The sequence below is a fragment of the Rhodopseudomonas sp. NSM genome (assembly GCF_052445935.1).
In the GTDB taxonomy this organism is placed as follows: domain Bacteria; phylum Pseudomonadota; class Alphaproteobacteria; order Rhizobiales; family Xanthobacteraceae; genus Rhodopseudomonas.
The window spans coordinates 751,305-768,314 of record NZ_JBQTCH010000001.1 but is presented as its reverse complement, the minus strand read 5'-3'; the positions used below and the strand labels follow the sequence as shown (position 1 = coordinate 768,314).

Below are 17,010 nucleotides of genomic sequence, written 5' to 3'. Positions count from 1 at the left end.
TGCTATTTTGCAGGCGTGTGACAACGGCGCGGCTCTGCCGTTATGCACAGCATGTGCGTGTCATCCCGACGTCACGACGTCGTCACCAAGTCCGCCGAAGAACCTCAGCCTCGACAAACCGGATGCGGGGATTCAATGGTCGCAAAAATGCTCTCTGTCGAACCGACGGTGGATCCCTCGGCCCGGCTTCACGAGGTGAAGCTCGGCGCCTATTGCGAGGTCGGAGCGCGCACGATCCTGAACGAGGTGGCGATGGACGATTACTCCTACGTCGTCAACGACTCGCAGATCACCTATTCGAGCATCGGCAAATTCTGCTCGATCGCGGCGATGACCCGGATCAATCCCGGCAATCATCCGATGCATCGCGCGACGCAGGCGCATTTCACCTATCGCGCCAGCGCGTATTTCGAGGGCGAGAGCGACGATGCGGAGTTCTTCGCCTGGCGCCGCGCCCACCATGTCCATATCGGCCACGACGTCTGGATCGGCCATGGCGCGATCGTGCTGCCTGGCCGCAACATCGGCACCGGCGCGGTGGTCGCCGCCGGCGCGATCGTCACCCGCGACGTGCCGGCCTATACGATCGTCGCCGGCAATCCGGCGCGGCCGATCCGGCGGCGGTTTCCGGAAGTCGTCGCCGAGCGGTTGGCCGAGCTGGCGTGGTGGGATTGGGGGCATGAGGCGCTGCGCCTGGCACTGCCGGATTTTCGCCAGTTGGCGGTGGAGGAATTCCTCGACAAATACGAAGCCGCCGCGAAAATGCGGCGGGGATCGCGCAGCAAGGACGTGACGGCATGACCGACATCCTGATCGAAGGCGGCCGCACGCTGCTCGGCGACGAGCTGTCGGAAGCCTCGCTCGAGAGTTCGGGCGGGGTGATCGCGGCTGCGGGTTCGAGTTCGCGTCATCCCGCGATCCGGATCGACGCGCGCGGGTTGCTGGTGCTGCCCGGCATCGTCGATTTGCACGGCGACGCGTTCGAGCGGCAGATGATGCCGCGGCCGGGCGTCGATTTCCCGATCGACGTCGCGCTGGCGGACAGCGATCGGCAGGCGGTTGCCAACGGCATCACCACGATGTTCCACGCCGTGACATGGTCGTGGGAGCCGGGGCTGCGCAGCGCCGCCAATGCTCGGCGGATGCTCGACGCGATCGACGTCACCCGGCCGCGGCTCGCCGTCGATACGCGTATCCACCTGCGCCACGAGGCTTTCAATCTCGATGCCGTCGAGGAGATCGCCCAATGGATCGGCGACGGCCGCGTCGATCTGTTCGCGTTCAACGATCACATGGATTCGACGCTCGCGGATCTGTCGCGTCCGCATCGGCGCGCCCGCATGGTGGAACGCACCGGCCTGTCCGGCGAGGAGTTCGACCGGCTGGTCGAACGCGTCGCGTCGCGGACCGCCGAGGTGCCGGACGCCATCGCGCGGCTCGCCGCCTGCGCGCGCGACGCCGGGCTGCCGATGCTGTCGCATGACGACGACACGCCGGCGATGCGTCGGGGCTTCCGCTCGCTCGGCGTCCGCATCGCCGAATTCCCGACCACCGAGGAGACCGCGCGGGATGCCGCCGCGGCCGGCGACTTCATCGTGTTCGGCGCGCCGAATGTCGTGCGCGGCGGCAGCCATACCGGCTGGACCAAAGCGGCGGACATGATCGCCAAGGGGCTGTGTTCGGTGCTTGCGTCGGACTATTACTATCCCGCCCCCCTGCTGGCTGCGTTCCGGCTGGTGCATGACGGCATCCTGCCGTTGCCGCAGGCGTGGCGGCTGGTCTCGGAATCGCCGGCGCGCGCTGCGGGATTGACGGATCGAGGTGTTCTGGCGGCCGGCAAGCGCGCCGATATCCTGATCGTGGACGATCGGATCGCGCTGCGGCCGCGGCTGGTCGCGGCGATCGCGGGCGGGCGCCTCGTCCATCTCGACGAACCGGAGCGCTTCGTGATGTCGCACAAGGCGGCGCACGAGACGGTTGCCGCGGCCTGAGAGGCGTCTATCCTGTCCGCGATGTCGAATGTCCCCCGCTACGCCATTTACTATCTGCCGCCGCCCGGCAGCCCGCTCGACCGGTTCGGGTCGACGCTGCTCGGCTATGATGTTTTCACCGGCGCAGAGCCGCCGTTCCCGGATGCGATGACGCGCGCCGTGCCGGATTGGGCCGATGTCACTCGCGAGCCGCGCAAATACGGCTTCCACGCCACGCTGAAGGCGCCGATCGCTTTGGCGGCAGGCCAGAGCGAGGCGGAACTGCTGTGGGCCTGCGCCACCTTCGCCGAGACGCCGCGGGCGATCCCGGTCATCGCGCCGGTGATCCGGTCGATCGGCAGCTTCATCGCGCTGGTGCCCGCGACGCCTTGCGATGACCTGATGCAACTCGCGTCAGACTGCGTGATCAGTTTCGACACCTTCCGCGCGCCGCTGACGCCGGAGGATCGGGCGCGCAGGAAGCCGGCGCTGCTCTCGCCCCGGCAGGTCCAGTATCTCGATCATTGGGGCTACCCTTACGTGATCGAGGAATTCCGCTTCCACATGACGCTGACCGGATCTCTCGACCGCGCCCGGCACGACGAACTGCTCGGCCTGCTGCGCGCGCAGCTCGACGCGCTGCGACTGGAGACGCTCGCGATCGACCGCATCGCGGTCTGCCGGCAGGACAGCGCAGCCGATCGGTTCCGCAGCATCGGCCAGTTTCAACTCCGGCCGATGCTGTGATGGCGTCGCGGCGTGAACGTCAGCTCACGCGACGCTCGCGGTTCTCCCAATAGGGTTGCCGCAATTCGCGCTTGAGGATCTTGCCGGCGCCGGACAGCGGCAGCGGCGCCTCGGTGATGTCGACGCTGCGCGGGCATTTGTAGCCGGCGATCAGCGCCTTGCAGTGCGCGATCAACTCGTCCGCGGTGACGGCGGCGCCGGCCTTGGTGACGACCACGGCGTGAACCTGCTCGCCCCAGGCCTCGTGCGGAATGCCGATCACCGCGCATTGCGCCACCGCAGGATGCTGCGCCACCGCGTTCTCGACCTCGACTGAGTAGACGTTCTCGCCGCCCGAGATGATCATGTCCTTGACCCGGTCGACGACGTAGACGAAGCCGTGCTCGTCCATGTAGCCGCCGTCGCCGGTGTGCATCCAGCCGCCGGCGAGTGCGCGGGCGGTCTCTTCCGGCCGCTCCCAATAGCCCATCATCACGTTATCGCCGCGCACGCAGATCTCGCCGACCGTGCCGGCGGGCACCGGCTGGTCGTCGGCGTCGACGATACGGACCTCGCAACCGAGTGTCGCGCGGCCGGCGGCGCGCTGCCGGCCCTTGGCCTTGCCCTCGCCGATGTGTTCCTTCCAGTGCAGCAGCGTGGCGATCGGCGACAGCTCTGTCATGCCGTAGGCCTGGGTAAATTGCACGTTGGGAAACGCGGCGCTGGCCCGGGCGAGTACCGCCTCGCTGATCGGGGAGGCGCCGTAGATGATGTTCTTCAGCGACGACAGGTCGTAATTCTTCAGCGCCGGATGATCGACGAACATCTGGATCATGGTCGGCACCAGCAGCACGTCGGTGACGCGCTCGTTCTGCATCGCCGCCATCACGCCTTCGGGCGTGAACGACGGCACCATCACGTTGGAGCCGCCGGACAGCAGCAGCGAATACATCGCCGCGCCGTTGGCGAGATGGAACATCGGCGCCGCGTGGAGATAGGTCGCGGTTCCCGGAAACAGACCCTCGCCGAGCGCATTGAGCGCGTTGGCCATCAGGTTGCCGTGGCTCAGCATCACGCCCTTGGAGCGGCCGGTGGTGCCGCCGGTGTAGAAGATCCCCGCGAGGTCATCGGCCTTGCGCATCGCGTCCGGGATAGGATCGCTCGTGGCGATCACGTCTTCGTAGCTCCGCATGCCCGCGGGCGCATCGCCATCGTCGGCATAGACCATCGCCAGCCCTGGAATGGCTTGCGCCAGCGTCGCGCCCGTGGCCGCAAAGGCTTTGTCCACCACCAGCACGGCCGCGCGGCAATCGCGCAGCGCGTCTTCGTTCTCCAGCGCGCTCCAGCGGATGTTGAGCGGCACGATCACGCCGCCGCACCAGCCGGCGGCGAGGTAGAGTTCGAGATAGCGGTCGGAATTCATCGACAGCACGGCGACGCGCTCGCCCTCGCCGACGCCGAGCGCACGCAGGCCGGCGGCGAGGCGGGCAACGCGATCGCCGACTTCGCGCCAATTCCGGCGGCGTCCGTTGAACACGGTGGCGAGGCCGTCGGCGTTGATCTGCAGCGCGCGCCGCAGGCCATGAGTGATATTCATTGCAGTCCTCCCTGGGTTATTTCTTCTTTCGTGACGTCGGCGCCTTGTCGGCGCTCTTGCTTTTCGTCGCGGACCGCCTCGTTGCGGGCGCCTTGCGGCTGGTTGTGGCGGCGAGCCCTTCGGTGAGACGCTCCGCGAATTCGTCCGCGATCGCGTCCGGGGACAGCGGCCCGCCGCGCTGATACCAATGGCCGATCCAGTTCAGCGAACCGGCGATCGCGAAGGCGGCGAGCTTCGGGTCGCACGGTTTGATCGAGCGGTCGGCGATGCCGTCCGCGATGTAGCGCCGGAAGGTCCGGTCGATGCTGCGCTTGGCGTCGCGTACCGTCTTGGCATTGTGCGGCTTCAGGTCGCGCGGATCGAACCGCACCAGGCTGGCGCCGAAATCGGTCGCCATGGTCCCGGCATAGGCGTGCACCAGTGCCCGCAGCTTGCCGAGGCCGTTCTGGCCGCTGCAGTCGATCACGGCGATGAACTCGTCGACCTGTTCCTGCCCCAGCGCCCAGCACTCGAACAGGATCTCGTCCTTGCTGCGGAAGTAGTTGTACAGCGCCGGCTTGGTGATGTTCAGCCGCTCGGCCACCCCGTTCAGCGTGGCGCGATGATAGCCCTGCTCGAGAAACAGCTGCACCGCCGTTCGCAGCACCGCCTCGCGCTTCTCGTCGCGGGCGCGGCGGCGGTTCTCGAACGGCATCCAGGGCGATTGGTCGTTGGCGGGGCGTCCGTCCATCATGCATCCGTGAAGCGTCGCCGATTGACTTCAGCGACGGTGGCTTATATTACTCATGGGTAAGAAAAAGTCCAACGGGTAAGTTAGGGAGAAAAGCAGATGGCGTCATCCGTCTACGTCGCCGGTGTCGGCATGATTCCGTTCGTGAAGCCGGGCGCCAACGAGCCGTATCACCTGATGGGCGCCGAAGCGGCGCGGCGGGCGCTGCGCGATGCGGGCGTCGGATACGATGCCATCCAGCAGGCCTTCGTCGGCTACGTTTACGGCGACTCAACCTGCGGCCAGCGCGCGCTGTATCAGGTCGGGATGTCCGGCATCCCGATCGTCAACGTCAACAACAACTGCTCGACCGGTTCGACTGCGCTGTTTCTGGCGCGGCAGGCGATCGCCTCGGGCGCGGCCGATTGCGTGCTCGCGCTCGGCTTCGAGCAGATGAAGCCGGGTGCGCTCGGCTCGGTGTTCGTCGATCGCCCCAGCGCGTTCGAGGATTTCGACGCCGCCGCCGACAAGCTGATCGACGCGCCCGGCATTCCGCTGGCGCTGCGTTATTTCGGCGGCGCCGGCCTCAGCCACATGCAGAAGCACGGCACGCCGCTGTCGTCCTTTGCCAAGGTGCGCGCCAAGGCGAGCCGCCACGCCGCGAACAATCCGCTGGCGCTGTTCCGCAAAGAGGTGACCGCCGACGACGTGCTGAACGATCAGGTGATCTGGCCGGGCGTGATGACGCGGCTGATGGCGTGCCCGCCGACCTGCGGCGGCGCCGCGGCGGTGCTGGTGTCCGAGAAGTTCGCACTGAAGAACGGTTTGCGTCACGACGTCAGGATCGCCGCGCAGGCGATGACCACGGACACGCCGTCGACGTTCGATGCGGGCGACATGATGCGCGTGGTCGGCTACGACATGGCGCGCGACGCCGCCAGCAAAGTCTACGAGGCGGCCTCGGTGGGCCCCAAGGACATCGACGTCGTCGAATTGCACGATTGCTTCGCCCACAACGAGCTGATCACCTACGAGGCGCTCGGCCTGTGTCCGGAGGGCGGTGCCGAGAAATTCATCGACGACGGCGACAACACCTATGGCGGCAAGTTCGTCACCAACCCGTCGGGTGGATTGCTGTCGAAGGGCCATCCGCTCGGCGCCACCGGGCTCGCGCAATGCTACGAGCTGACCAGGCAACTCCGCGGCACCGCAGAGGCGACCCAGGTCGACGGCGCCAGGCGCGCGTTGCAGCACAATCTCGGCCTCGGCGGCGCCTGCGTCGTCACGCTGTACGAACGCGCCTGAGGTCGTCCCGATGGTCGATCAGTCTGCGGTCGGTCACCGGTTCACGCCGGTCACCGCCCATGTCGAGCCGGGGCGTCTGCGTTACTTCTTCGAGACGCTCGCCGAATCCAATTCCGTGTATCGCGACGCCGCCGCGGCGAAGGCCGCAGGCTACGGCGCGATCCCGATCCCGCCGACTTATCTGTTCTGCCTGGAGATGCTCGACAACGAGAAGCCGTTCGAGTTTCTCAGCGCGCTCGACATCGACCTCGGCCGGGTACTGCACGGCGAGCAGAGCTTCACTTATCACGCCCCGGTGGTGGTCGGCGACACGCTGACGTTCAGCTCGCGCGTCGCCGGCGTCACGGACAAGAAGGGCGGCGCGATGACGCTGATCGTGGTCGAGACCGCAATTACCAATCAGGACGGCGTCCACGTCGCCGATACGGCGCGAACGATCGTGGTCCGCAACGGATGAGCGCCATGGCTGAAATCAAGAACGCAGTGGCGGTCGGCGACCGCGTCGTCCGCAAGCAATTTCCGCCGATCAGCCGGCATCGGCTGGCGCTGTATTGCGGAGCCTCCGGCGACCACAACCCGATCCACGTCGATATCGACTTCGCCAAGGCGTCGGGATTTCCCGACGTGTTCAGCCACGGCATGCTGGTGATGGGCTATCTCGGCCAGGCGCTCAGCGACGCGTTTTCGCCCGATCGAATCCGAGCCTTCTCGACGCGCTTTGCGGCGATCACCCAGGTCGGCGCCGAATTGACCTGCGAGGGCACCGTCGCCGAGCTGTTCGAAGCTGGCGGCGAACGCCGCGCCAGGCTGGCGCTGACCACCAAGGACCAGCACGGCGAAACCAAGCTCGCCGGCGAAGCGATCGTTGCCCTCTGAATTCATCGCCGTCATGGCCGGGCTCGTCCCGGCCATCCACGTCTTGAGCGGTGAGGCTCAGAAGGCGTGGATGCCCGGGACGAGCCCGGGCATGACGAGCACTATCAAACCCTGTCAAACAGGAAGCTGAAGGAACCACGGATGTCCAAACTGCAGGGAAAGGTGGCGCTCGTCACCGGGTCGGGCCGCGGCATCGGCCGCGCCATCGCGCTGAAGCTCGCGTCGGAAGGCGCGCGCGTCGTCGTCAACGATCTCGACGACGCGCCGGGTGATGCGGTTGCGGCCGAGATCAAGGCCGGCGGCGGTGAGGCGATCGCGATCAACGGCAGTGTGTCCGAACCGGGCTTCGCCGATCGTTTTGTCGGCGCGGCGGTGGAGCAGTTCGGCGGCCTCGACATCATCGTCAACAATGCCGGCTATACGTGGGACTCGACGATCCAGAAGATGACCGACGAGCAGTTCCAGGCGATGCTCGACGTGCATCTGGTGGCGCCGTTCCGCATCCTGCGCGCGGCCGCCGAGCCGATCCGGATCTTCGCGAAGAAGGAAGCCGAGGCCGGCCGCGAGGTGTTTCGCAAGGTGGTCAACATCTCGTCGATCGCCGGGCTCTACGGCAATGCCGGGCAGGCGAGCTATTCGTCCGCCAAGGCGTCGCTGGTCGGGCTGACGCGGACGCTGTGCAAGGAATGGGGCCGCTACAAGGTCAACGTCAATTGCGTGGCGTTCGGGCTGATCAATACGCGTCTGACCCAGCCGATCGAGGCGCAGCAGAAGACCATCGACGTCGCCGGCCGCGACATCAAGGTCGGCGTGCAGCCTCAGATGCTGGACGCGATGGCGCGGATGATTCCGCTCGGCCGCGGCGGCACGCCGGAAGAGGCGGCCGACGCGGTCTATCTGTTCTGCAGCCCGGAATCGAACTACATCAGTGGTCAGGTCGTCGTCTGCGGCGGCGGTCTCATCATTTAGCGAGGACACATGCAGTACCGATCGCCCTGGATGACCGAGGAACTGGACGCGTTTCGCGACCAGTTCCGCAAGTTTCTCGCCAAGGATCTCGCGCCGCACGCCGAACAATGGCGCAAGCAGAAGATGGTGGACCGCTCCGCCTGGCTGAAGCTGGGCGAGATGGGCGCGCTGGTGCCGAGCGTGCCGGAGGCCTATGGCGGCCTCGGCGGCAGCTTCGCCTATGATGCCGCGATCTACGAGGACATGGAATCGATCGTTCCGGACGCATTGTCCGGCGTCACCGTGTCGAGCGGCATCGTCGCGCACTACATCCTGAACTACGGCTCCGAGGAGCAGAAACAGCGCTGGCTGCCGGCGATGGCGCGCGGCGAATTGATCGGCGGCATCGCGATGACCGAGCCCGGCACCGGCTCCGATCTGCAGAGCGTGCGCACCACCGCCAAGCTCGAGGGCGACACCTACGTCATCAACGGCCAGAAGACCTTCATCACCAACGGCCAGAATGCCGATCTGATCATCGTCGTCGCCCGCACCGGCGGCCCGGGCGCCAAGGGGCTGTCGCTGATCGCGATGGAGACGAAAGACAATCCGGGCTTCAAGCGCGGCCGCAACCTCGACAAGATCGGCCTGCACGCCTCCGACACCTCCGAGCTGTTCTTCGAGAACGCCATTGCGCCGAAGGAGAATGTGCTCGGTGGCGAGGAGGGCAAAGGCTTCGTCCAGTTGATGCAGCAATTGCCGCAGGAGCGGCTGATCATCGCGGTCGGTGCGGTGGCGGCGATGGAGCGCGCCGTCAAACTGACCACCGACTACACCCGCGAGCGCAAGGCATTCGGCCAGCCGATCCTCGAATTTCAGAACACCGCCTTCACGCTCGCCGAGCGCAAGACCGAGGCGTTCATCGCCCGCGTGTTCGTCGATTTCTGCATCGAGCGGCTGATCGCCGGCGATCTCGACGCGGTGACGGCGTCGATGGCGAAGTGGTGGACGACGCAGAAGCAGGTCGAGACCGTCGACGAATGCCTGCAACTGCACGGCGGCTACGGCTACATGCTGGAATATCCGATCGGCCGGATGTTCGTCGATGCGCGGATCCAGAAGATTTACGGCGGCACCAACGAGGTGATGAAGCTGTTGATCGCGCGGTCGCTGTAGCGGGCCGCGACCGACCAGGCAGCACCGCAACCGGACAGGAGCGCAGCATGACGTGGGTGGTGTCGGAGCAGCATGGCGCGGTCGCCGTGCTGACGTTGAACAATCCGGAGCAATACAATGCGATGCGCCGCGGCCTGCTCGGCGATCTTCATGCTGCGCTGCGCGCCGCGCTTGCCGATGCCTCGGTGCGCGCGATCCTGCTCACCGGCGCCGGGAAGGGCTTCTGCGCCGGCGCCGAACTCGGCAGCGGCACGTTCAGCGCGGGAGCCGATGTCGCGCCCTGGATGCGCGCCGAGCTCAGTCCGTTGCTTGAAGCGATGCGCAACGCCGACAAGCCGATCGTGGTCGCGGTCAACGGCCCGGCCGCGGGTGCGGGGGTGGGCCTCGCGCTCGCCGGCGACATCGTGCTCGCCGCGCGCTCGGCGAAGTTCGTGCTGAGCTTCGTCAAGCTCGGCGCCGCGCTCGATGCCGGCACCTCGCTGTTGCTGCAGCGCTCGATCGGCGTCGCGCGGGCGCGCGCGTTGGCGCTGCTCGGCCGCCCGCTCGGCGCCGAGCAGGCCGCGGAGTGGGGCCTGATCTATCAGGTCTTCGAGGATTCCGAATTGATGACCGAGGCGATGGCGATCGCGCAGCAACTCGCCGGCGGGCCGCCGATCAGTATCGGCCTGATCAAGCAGCAGGTCGAAAGGGGTTGGAGTGCGTCGCTCGCCGAAACGCTCGACGACGAGGCCGAGCGTCAGGGGCAGGCCTTCGTTACGGCCGATCTGCGTGAAGGCGCCGCCGCTTTCGTCGAAAAGCGCGCCGCGCGGTTCACCGGGCGATAGGCGCTCTCAAGCGTCCGCCGTCTCCCGCGCGAGAAAACGCTCGCGCAGCGTCGGCTTGTGCACCTTGCCGGTGGCGTTGCGCGGCAGCGCCTCGACGAAGATCACCCGCTGCGGACATTTGAAACGGGCCAGCCGCTCGCGGCAATGCGCGTGCAGCTTGCTCTCGGGCAAGTCCTGCCCGCTCTTGACGGCGACGATGGCCACACCTGTCTCGCCCCATTGCTGATCCGGCGCGCCGATCACAGCGGCCTCGGCGATCTCGGACAGTTGATACAGCACGTCCTCGACCTCCGCGGGATAGACGTTCTCGCCGCCGGAGATGTACATGTCCTTGGTGCGGTCGACGATGTAGTAGAAGCCTTCGTCGTCGACGCGCGCGGCGTCGCCGGTGTGCAGCCAGCCATCGGTGAATGAGGTGCGGTTGGCGTCCGGCCGGTTCCAATAGCCGAGGGTGATATTCGGGCCCTTCACCCACAACTCACCCATCTCGCCGGGGGGCACCGGCTCGCCATCGGGGCCGACGATCTTCAGGTCCGCGTGCAGCACCGGCTTGCCGGCGGAGCCCGCCTTGCGCGCGGCGTCGTCGGAATCCAGGATCAGCACGGCCGGGCTGGTCTCGGTCATGCCGTAGCCCTGCACCAGAACGCAGCCGCGGTCCTGCCAGATTTTCAGCAACGGCACCGGCATCGGTGCGCCGCCGACGCCGGCAAGCTGCAGGCGCGACAAATCGGTGTCGGCGAACGCAGGGTGTTGGCACATGAACTGATAGATCGACGGCACGCCGAAGAAATGCGTCAGGCCGATGCTCGCGTCGCCGATTAGCTTCAGCGTCTCGCCGGGGTCGAAGGCGCGCATCAGGATCACAGTGCCGCCGGCGTGCAGCACGGGGTTGGTGTAGCAATTCAGCCCGCCGGTGTGGAACAGCGGCATCACGCAGAGAAACACGGTGCGTTGCGAGATAAAGGCCGGGATGCCGAGATTGACGGCGTTGATGAAGGTCATCAGGTGCGTGATCATCGCGCCCTTCGGTTTGCCGGTCGTTCCCGAAGTGTACATGATGGTGGAGACGTCATCGAGCGTCACCGCCTCGGCGCGGGCGAGCCGCGGCGCAGCCGCAAGCGCGGCCTCGTAGGGCGCGCCGAACTGCAGGAGATGTGCGATACCGCATTTGCTCTGAAGATCGCCGGCCATCGCGGCGAAATCGGAATCATGCGCCAGCACGCGCGGTGCGGCGTCGCCGACGATGAACGACAATTCGTGCACGGTGAGCCGCACATTCAGCGGCACGAAGATCGCGCCGAGCCGGAAGCAGGCAAATTGCACCTCCAGCGTGTCGGTGGTGTTGGCGGCCAGCACCGCGACGCGGTCGCCACGGCCGACGCCGAGCGTCGCGAGATGCGCAGCCAGGCGATCGACCCGCTCGTCGAGCACCCGATAGGTGAATGTGCGTTGCGTGGCGACGTCGATCACCGCGATTCGATCGGGACGAGCTTCGGCGTGATGGGTGATCCAGTCGAAATAAGCAAAGCTCATCCAGTCCTCCCCGCAGGTATCCGCCGGCTCTTCTGGCCGGCTGGGCACCGCCCGAGTGAAGTCGCGGCTTGCAGATAAGTCAATCGTGCCGACTTGCCGCGGTGCAGCGCGTCGCCGATCCGATTCGGAGCTTGTCCGGTTCAGTCGGCAAGGGGGCGTAGCCCGCGTGGTTTTGCGAATCGGCAATGGACGAGAGCCGGAACGGCATTCGGCGGCGCCTGATTGATGGCGCTGTCGCGCAGATCAGATTTGGTGTTGTGGATAACTGCGGGATCACTGGTATTTGTACTGGAGAGGCAGATAGATTCGACCTCTGAGTCGGAGTGTTGGTTGTGTCGGTGCATGTGGCGATTCTGAAGGTGTTGTCGAGCTATCCCGACGGCGTCGCCGCACCTGCTGCCTTGAATGCAGACTTGGCGATTCTGTCCGGCAGTCAGGACTGGACGCTACGCATGCGGAAGCTCGCAGCTCGGCTCCCGGATGTCGACATCTTCAGTCAAAAGCTGGTCGTTCGTGATTCGCGCGGCTGGCAGCTCACCGCCGCCGGTCGCACTGTCCTCGACCTGCTCGAGGATCGCCGGGATGGTGATCATTCCGCCGCGGATGCCGCCACACCGGCAATGCCGAGCGGAGGCGGAGACATCGAGATCCAGCCCGACGCGTTCGCGCAACCGAAGCCGCAATTCACGCTGATCCAGGGTGGAAAGACCCGGCCTCGCGACGATCGGATGTCGCCCGGGAGTGTCACCGTGAAGGGCGCAGCGTCGCGGCCCTGAGCTGAGGCGTGGGCAGGCCGCGCCAGTCCGAATGGATCACTCCTTGTCCGTCGAGAGTTTGGCTTCCAGCTTCTCGATCGCATTCGGCGATGCTGGTGCGCTCAGGAATTCGCGAATCGCCTGCGCGAGTTCCTGGTCAGACATCGGTTTCACCGGCTGTTGCAGGCGGCCCCTTGCCAAAGCATCGGCGATCAAATCGAGATGTTCGCTAGGCCCATCGAAGAACCGGCGAATGCGCGCCAGGAATTCTCTATAGGGCAATGATCCGTCCTCTAAGTCGTGCCCGCAGGCACCTGCTGCGCAGGGTTCATCCGAAATCAAATGCAGGCGCGGTATGTCCGACAGTTCGTCGGCAGGGCCCGTCGATTCAGGTGAAACCCGCTTTGGGTCTCGGAGTTTATTCTTCTCAGGGAGCGCTGATGTATCATTTGATGCGGAATTTTCGAGGGAGGCGTCGTGGAGAGAATTCATCGTATCTTGATCGACAAGCTCAAGGAGCATTCGCGCATCGGCCACGACGATATGCTTGCAATTCAGTCGCTCAGCTTCACGGTCCGCGAGCTCCGCCGGAACGAGGACTTCATTCGCCAGGGTGATGCGCCGAAAGTCTCCGCGCTCGTCGTCGAAGGCCTGGTCGGCCGATATCACCTGCTGCCGAACGGCCGGCGGCAATATCTGTCGTTTCACCTGGCGGGCGACATGCCGGATTCGCAGGCGCTGTTTCTCGACCGGATGGACCACGCGGTCTGCGCCATCGGCACTGCGTTGGTCGCCTCGATCCCCCACAAGCAGCTGACGCGCACCTTCGAGGAGCGGCCGCAGGTCGGTTTTGCCGTCTGGCGGGAAACTCTGATCGATGCCGCGATTTTTCGCGAGGCGATCACCAACAACAGCGCCCGCGACATGACCGCGCGGATGGCGCATCTGTTCTGCGAGCTGTTTTATCGCGCCGAAGCGTCGCGCCTGACCCAAGGCAGGACCCTCGCGCTGCCGATCGGTCTGGCGCAGCTGGGCGAAACGCTGGGCATGGCGATTGCGACGGTCAACCGCACATTAGCCGAGTTGCGCGCCGCGCGAACCATCGAATTCCGCGGCGGCGAACTCGAGATGCTGGACTGGCCGCGTCTCGCCGAGATCGGCCAGTTCGATCCGGGCTATCTTCACCTGAGAAAGGCACCCGCCGTCGCACCGTGCGGCTGATCGCGAAGCCGGGAAGCGTGGCCCCGACACCGGCTACCCATTCGGGCCGGGACAGGCGGGGCCGCCCCCCTGTTGGTGCGACAACTTCCGGGACCGAGAAAGCCGCCCAGGAGATAAACGGGAACAAGCGATTCAACCAGGGCGTGCAATGGATGGGGCGGCCAACGGGAAAAATGCCAAGCGGCTTGGCGTAAATTCGCTTTCGCGAACGTCTTTCGCTGCATTGCAGCGCACGCCCTGCATGCGGCAACGCGCCACCAACCATTGAGGGACTGGCAGTTCTCAAGTAAGGCTCATAGCTGACGACGATATAACGGTCCGTCGCGTCGGGCGTTGAATGCGGTCACTCGCACTGCGCGCCCGTTACCGGCGACGGACATTTCTCACGGACACAGTCATGCCTGCATATCGATCCCGAACGACCACTCACGGCCGCAACATGGCCGGCGCGCGCGGCCTGTGGCGCGCCACCGGCATGAAGGATTCCGATTTCGGCAAGCCGATCATCGCGGTCGTCAACTCGTTCACCCAGTTCGTGCCGGGGCATGTGCATCTGAAGGATCTCGGCCAGCTCGTGGCGCGCGAGATCGAAGCCGCCGGTGGCGTCGCCAAGGAGTTCAACACCATCGCGGTCGATGACGGCATCGCGATGGGTCATGACGGCATGTTGTACAGCCTGCCGTCGCGCGAACTGATCGCCGACAGCGTCGAATACATGGTCAACGCGCATTGCGCCGACGCGATGGTCTGCATCTCCAATTGCGACAAGATCACTCCCGGCATGCTGATGGCCGCGATGCGGCTCAACATTCCCGCAGTGTTCGTCTCCGGCGGGCCGATGGAAGCCGGCAAGGTCGTTCTGAAAGGCAAGACCCACGCCGTCGATCTGATCGACGCCATGGTCGCCGCCGCCGACAGCAGCATGAGCGATGACGACGTGCAGGTGATGGAGCGCTCGGCGTGCCCGACCTGCGGCTCGTGCTCCGGCATGTTCACCGCCAATTCGATGAACTGCCTCGCCGAGGCGCTGGGCCTCGCGCTGCCCGGCAACGGCTCGGTGCTCGCCACCCACGCCGATCGCAGGCGGCTGTTCGTCGAGGCCGGCCACACCATCGTCGATCTGGCGCGCCGCTATTACGAAGGCGACGACGAATCCGTGCTGCCGCGCAATGTCGCGAGCTTCGAGGCGTTCGAGAACGCGATGACGCTCGACATCGCGATGGGCGGCTCGACCAACACCGTGCTGCATCTGCTGGCCGCGGCGCGCGAGGCCGAGCTCGACTTCTCGATGAAGGACATCGACCGGCTGTCGCGCAAGGTGCCGTGCCTGAGCAAGATCGCCCCGTCGGTGTCCGACGTTCACATGGAGGACGTGCATCGCGCCGGCGGCATCATGGCGATCCTCGGCGAGCTCGATCGCGCCGGGCTGATCCACAATTCCTGCCCGACGGTGCATTCCGAGACGCTCGGTGCCGCGCTGGCGCGGTGGGACATCCGCCAGAGCAACAGTGAAGCGGTTCGCACGTTCTACCGTGCCGCGCCGGGCGGCGTGCCGACCCAGGTCGCGTTCAGCCAGGACCGGCGCTACGACGAGCTCGACCTCGACCGGCAGACCGGCGTGATCCGCGACGCCGAGCATGCCTTCAGCAAGGACGGCGGCCTCGCCGTGCTGTACGGCAACATCGCGCTCGACGGCTGCATCGTGAAGACCGCCGGCGTCGATGCGTCGATCCTGACCTTCTCGGGGCCGGCGAAAGTGTTCGAGAGCCAGGACGATGCGGTGTCGGCGATCCTCGGCAACAAGATCGTCGCCGGCGATGTCATCGTCATCCGCTACGAAGGGCCGCGCGGCGGGCCCGGGATGCAGGAAATGCTGTATCCGACCAGCTACCTGAAGTCGAAAGGCCTCGGCAAGGCCTGCGCGCTGATCACTGACGGTCGCTTTTCGGGGGGCACCTCGGGCCTGTCGATCGGGCACGTCTCGCCGGAAGCGGCCGAAGGCGGACTGATCGGTCTGGTGCGTAACGGCGATCGGATCGCGATCGACATTCCCAACCGCGGCATCACCCTCGATGTCGCCGCCGACGAATTGGCGCGGCGCGCCGAGGAGGAAGAGGCGAAGGGCGACAAGGCCTGGCAGCCGAAGGACCGCAAGCGCAAGGTGTCGGCTGCGCTGCAGGCCTACGCCATGCTGACCACCAGCGCCGCCAACGGCGCGGTGCGCGACGTCAACCGCCGGCTCGGCAAAGGCAAGTAACCACGCGCCTCGAACGGCTTCGACGATGCAGGACGAGCGCCGCGATGGCGCTCGTTTCTTTTTGAGCCGCAAGTGGCACTGATGGCGTCGCGCCGGTCGTCCTGGGGATTGATCGCTAACCCGATTTCCTCAGCCCTGTCGGCTGACGGCGGCGGATTTGATACGCCCGAAGGGCGTCTCCGAAGGCGAGAAAGATCTCGCGGTTGACCGGGTTGAGCTGCGGGTCGTATTCCGCGTGCCACTGCACGCCGAGCGCAAAGCCCGGCGCGCCGTCGATACAGATCGCCTCGATCGTGCCGTCCTCGGCGATCCCCTCGATCACGATCCGCCCGCCGGGCTCGAGGATGCCCTGGCCGTGCAGCGAATTGACCCGGATCAGGTCGCGGCCGAGCAGCCTGGCGAACACGCCCTCCGGCTTGAGCTGGACGTCGTGGCGATCGGCGAACACCACGGTGGCGTCGGGATGGATTTCGCCGGTTTCCAGCCGCGGCATGCGATGATTGATGCGGCCGGGCAGTTCGCGGATTTCCGGATGCAGCGAGCCGCCGAAGGCGACGTTCATTTCCTGCAGGCCGCGGCAGATGCCGAGCAGCGGGATGCCGCGGTCGACGCAGGTGCGCACCAGATTCAGCGCCAGCGCGTCGCGGGCTTCGTCATACGGCTCGTGGCGGGGATGGGGCTCGGCGTTGAAATGCGTCGGATGGACGTTGGCGCGTCCGCCGGTGAGCAGGATGCCGTCGACGATCTCGAGCAGTTCCTCGATGTCGGTGATCTCGGAGCAGCCGGCGAACATCAGCGGCAGCGCGTTGGCGACCTCGGACACCGCGCGCAGGTTGCGTTCACCGACGTGCTGGACGGCAAATCGATTGTCGACGAGATGGGCGTTGCCGATCACGCCGACCACCGCTCTGCGCGCCATTCGATTCCTCCTTGACATCCTCACGAACCATACATCCAAAAGGAGAAAAATCGAGCGCGAGTATCATCCCGATTTGACTGACAGCTCTGCGCTGGCGCAAGCTCGGACGTCCTGAACAGCAGCCGAAGGCCATGGATACAGTCTTGCAGCGAGGGCTTTCTCTACTCTGCGAGGCTCCGCGCGCGCTGATCGGT

General features: G+C 65.9%; 17 protein-coding genes. 12 read left to right on the top strand and 5 right to left on the bottom strand.

The features are described 5' to 3' along the window. Positions 1 to 135 precede the first annotated feature (135 nt). Genes ACTZWT_RS03455 through ACTZWT_RS03445 form a run of 3 tightly spaced genes read left to right on the top strand, consistent with a single transcriptional unit; the run spans position 136 to position 2,717 of the window. The gene (locus ACTZWT_RS03455) at positions 136 to 801 is read left to right on the top strand and encodes a transferase hexapeptide repeat family protein (protein ID WP_444768309.1); all 666 of its coding nucleotides are present in this window, start codon (positions 136 to 138) and stop codon (positions 799 to 801) included. Beyond that, entirely contained in the window at positions 798 to 1,991 is a 1,194-nt protein-coding gene (locus ACTZWT_RS03450) for an alpha-D-ribose 1-methylphosphonate 5-triphosphate diphosphatase (protein WP_444768308.1), read from the top strand. Before ACTZWT_RS03455 ends, ACTZWT_RS03450 begins: the two co-directional genes overlap by 4 nt. 21 nt (positions 1,992 to 2,012) lie before the next feature. Continuing rightward, on the top strand, positions 2,013 to 2,717 hold the full coding sequence (locus ACTZWT_RS03445) for a DUF1045 domain-containing protein (RefSeq protein ID WP_444768307.1): 705 nt from the start codon (positions 2,013 to 2,015) through the stop codon (positions 2,715 to 2,717). A 19-nt stretch (positions 2,718 to 2,736) separates the two neighbouring features. Here the strand turns inward: ACTZWT_RS03445 and ACTZWT_RS03440 are convergent, their stop codons facing one another. Both ACTZWT_RS03440 and ACTZWT_RS03435 read right to left on the bottom strand, forming a co-directional pair. Next, positions 2,737 to 4,293, bottom strand: coding sequence for an acyl-CoA synthetase (locus tag ACTZWT_RS03440; RefSeq protein ID WP_444768306.1), 1,557 nt, complete (start codon positions 4,291 to 4,293; stop codon positions 2,737 to 2,739). Between the two features lie 16 nt (positions 4,294 to 4,309). Further along, positions 4,310 to 5,023: a TetR/AcrR family transcriptional regulator gene (locus ACTZWT_RS03435; protein WP_444768305.1), complete on the bottom strand. Its 714-nt coding sequence runs from the start codon at positions 5,021 to 5,023 to the stop codon at positions 4,310 to 4,312. A gap of 99 nt (positions 5,024 to 5,122) precedes the next feature. Here ACTZWT_RS03435 and ACTZWT_RS03430 point away from each other — a divergent pair, with 99 nt between their 5' ends. The 6 genes from ACTZWT_RS03430 to ACTZWT_RS03405 all read left to right on the top strand — a co-directional run bounded on the left by ACTZWT_RS03430 (position 5,123) and on the right by ACTZWT_RS03405 (position 10,131). Continuing rightward, positions 5,123 to 6,307 (top strand): lipid-transfer protein, encoded by a 1,185-nt coding sequence (locus ACTZWT_RS03430; protein ID WP_444768304.1) that lies wholly within the window; start codon positions 5,123 to 5,125, stop codon positions 6,305 to 6,307. 10 nt (positions 6,308 to 6,317) lie between these two features. Further along, positions 6,318 to 6,764 carry a MaoC family dehydratase N-terminal domain-containing protein gene (locus tag ACTZWT_RS03425; RefSeq protein WP_444768303.1) on the top strand — a complete coding sequence of 149 codons (447 nt, stop codon included), beginning with the start codon at positions 6,318 to 6,320 and terminating at the stop codon, positions 6,762 to 6,764. Further along, the gene (locus ACTZWT_RS03420; protein ID WP_444768302.1) at positions 6,761 to 7,183 is read left to right on the top strand and encodes a MaoC family dehydratase; all 423 of its coding nucleotides are present in this window, start codon (positions 6,761 to 6,763) and stop codon (positions 7,181 to 7,183) included. Before ACTZWT_RS03425 ends, ACTZWT_RS03420 begins: the two co-directional genes overlap by 4 nt. Positions 7,184 to 7,324: 141 nt before the next feature. Next, a complete protein-coding gene (locus ACTZWT_RS03415; RefSeq protein ID WP_444768301.1) occupies positions 7,325 to 8,152 on the top strand; it encodes an SDR family NAD(P)-dependent oxidoreductase in 828 nt (275 codons plus the stop codon). A 9-nt stretch (positions 8,153 to 8,161) separates the two neighbouring features. Continuing rightward, complete coding sequence (locus tag ACTZWT_RS03410) at positions 8,162 to 9,307, top strand: acyl-CoA dehydrogenase family protein (RefSeq protein WP_444768300.1); 1,146 nt, start codon at positions 8,162 to 8,164, stop codon at positions 9,305 to 9,307. A gap of 47 nt (positions 9,308 to 9,354) precedes the next feature. Further along, complete coding sequence (locus tag ACTZWT_RS03405; protein ID WP_444768299.1) at positions 9,355 to 10,131, top strand: enoyl-CoA hydratase-related protein; 777 nt, start codon at positions 9,355 to 9,357, stop codon at positions 10,129 to 10,131. Positions 10,132 to 10,137: 6 nt separating this feature from the next. On the opposite strand, the gene ACTZWT_RS03400 is transcribed toward ACTZWT_RS03405, so the two are convergent. Beyond that, positions 10,138 to 11,664, bottom strand: a complete 1,527-nt coding sequence (locus ACTZWT_RS03400; protein ID WP_444768298.1) for an acyl-CoA synthetase — start codon at positions 11,662 to 11,664, stop codon at positions 10,138 to 10,140. Between the two features lie 332 nt (positions 11,665 to 11,996). Here ACTZWT_RS03400 and ACTZWT_RS03395 point away from each other — a divergent pair, with 332 nt between their 5' ends. Then, positions 11,997 to 12,440 carry a hypothetical protein gene (locus tag ACTZWT_RS03395; protein WP_444768297.1) on the top strand — a complete coding sequence of 148 codons (444 nt, stop codon included), beginning with the start codon at positions 11,997 to 11,999 and terminating at the stop codon, positions 12,438 to 12,440. A gap of 36 nt (positions 12,441 to 12,476) precedes the next feature. On the opposite strand, the gene ACTZWT_RS03390 is transcribed toward ACTZWT_RS03395, so the two are convergent. Next, positions 12,477 to 12,911 (bottom strand): hypothetical protein, encoded by a 435-nt coding sequence (locus ACTZWT_RS03390; protein ID WP_444768296.1) that lies wholly within the window; start codon positions 12,909 to 12,911, stop codon positions 12,477 to 12,479. Here ACTZWT_RS03390 and ACTZWT_RS03385 point away from each other — a divergent pair. Both ACTZWT_RS03385 and ilvD read left to right on the top strand, forming a co-directional pair. Next, positions 12,897 to 13,640, top strand: coding sequence for a Crp/Fnr family transcriptional regulator (locus ACTZWT_RS03385; protein WP_444768295.1), 744 nt, complete (start codon positions 12,897 to 12,899; stop codon positions 13,638 to 13,640). The two genes, ACTZWT_RS03390 and ACTZWT_RS03385, sit on opposite strands and share 15 nt — an antisense overlap. A gap of 397 nt (positions 13,641 to 14,037) precedes the next feature. Next, entirely contained in the window at positions 14,038 to 15,897 is a 1,860-nt protein-coding gene (gene ilvD, locus ACTZWT_RS03380) for a dihydroxy-acid dehydratase (protein WP_444768294.1), read from the top strand. A 115-nt stretch (positions 15,898 to 16,012) separates the two neighbouring features. Here ilvD and ACTZWT_RS03375 read toward each other — a convergent pair whose 3' ends face one another. Further along, positions 16,013 to 16,816, bottom strand: coding sequence for a gamma-glutamyl-gamma-aminobutyrate hydrolase family protein (locus ACTZWT_RS03375; RefSeq protein WP_444768293.1), 804 nt, complete (start codon positions 16,814 to 16,816; stop codon positions 16,013 to 16,015). Between the last annotated feature and the right edge of the window lie 194 nt (positions 16,817 to 17,010).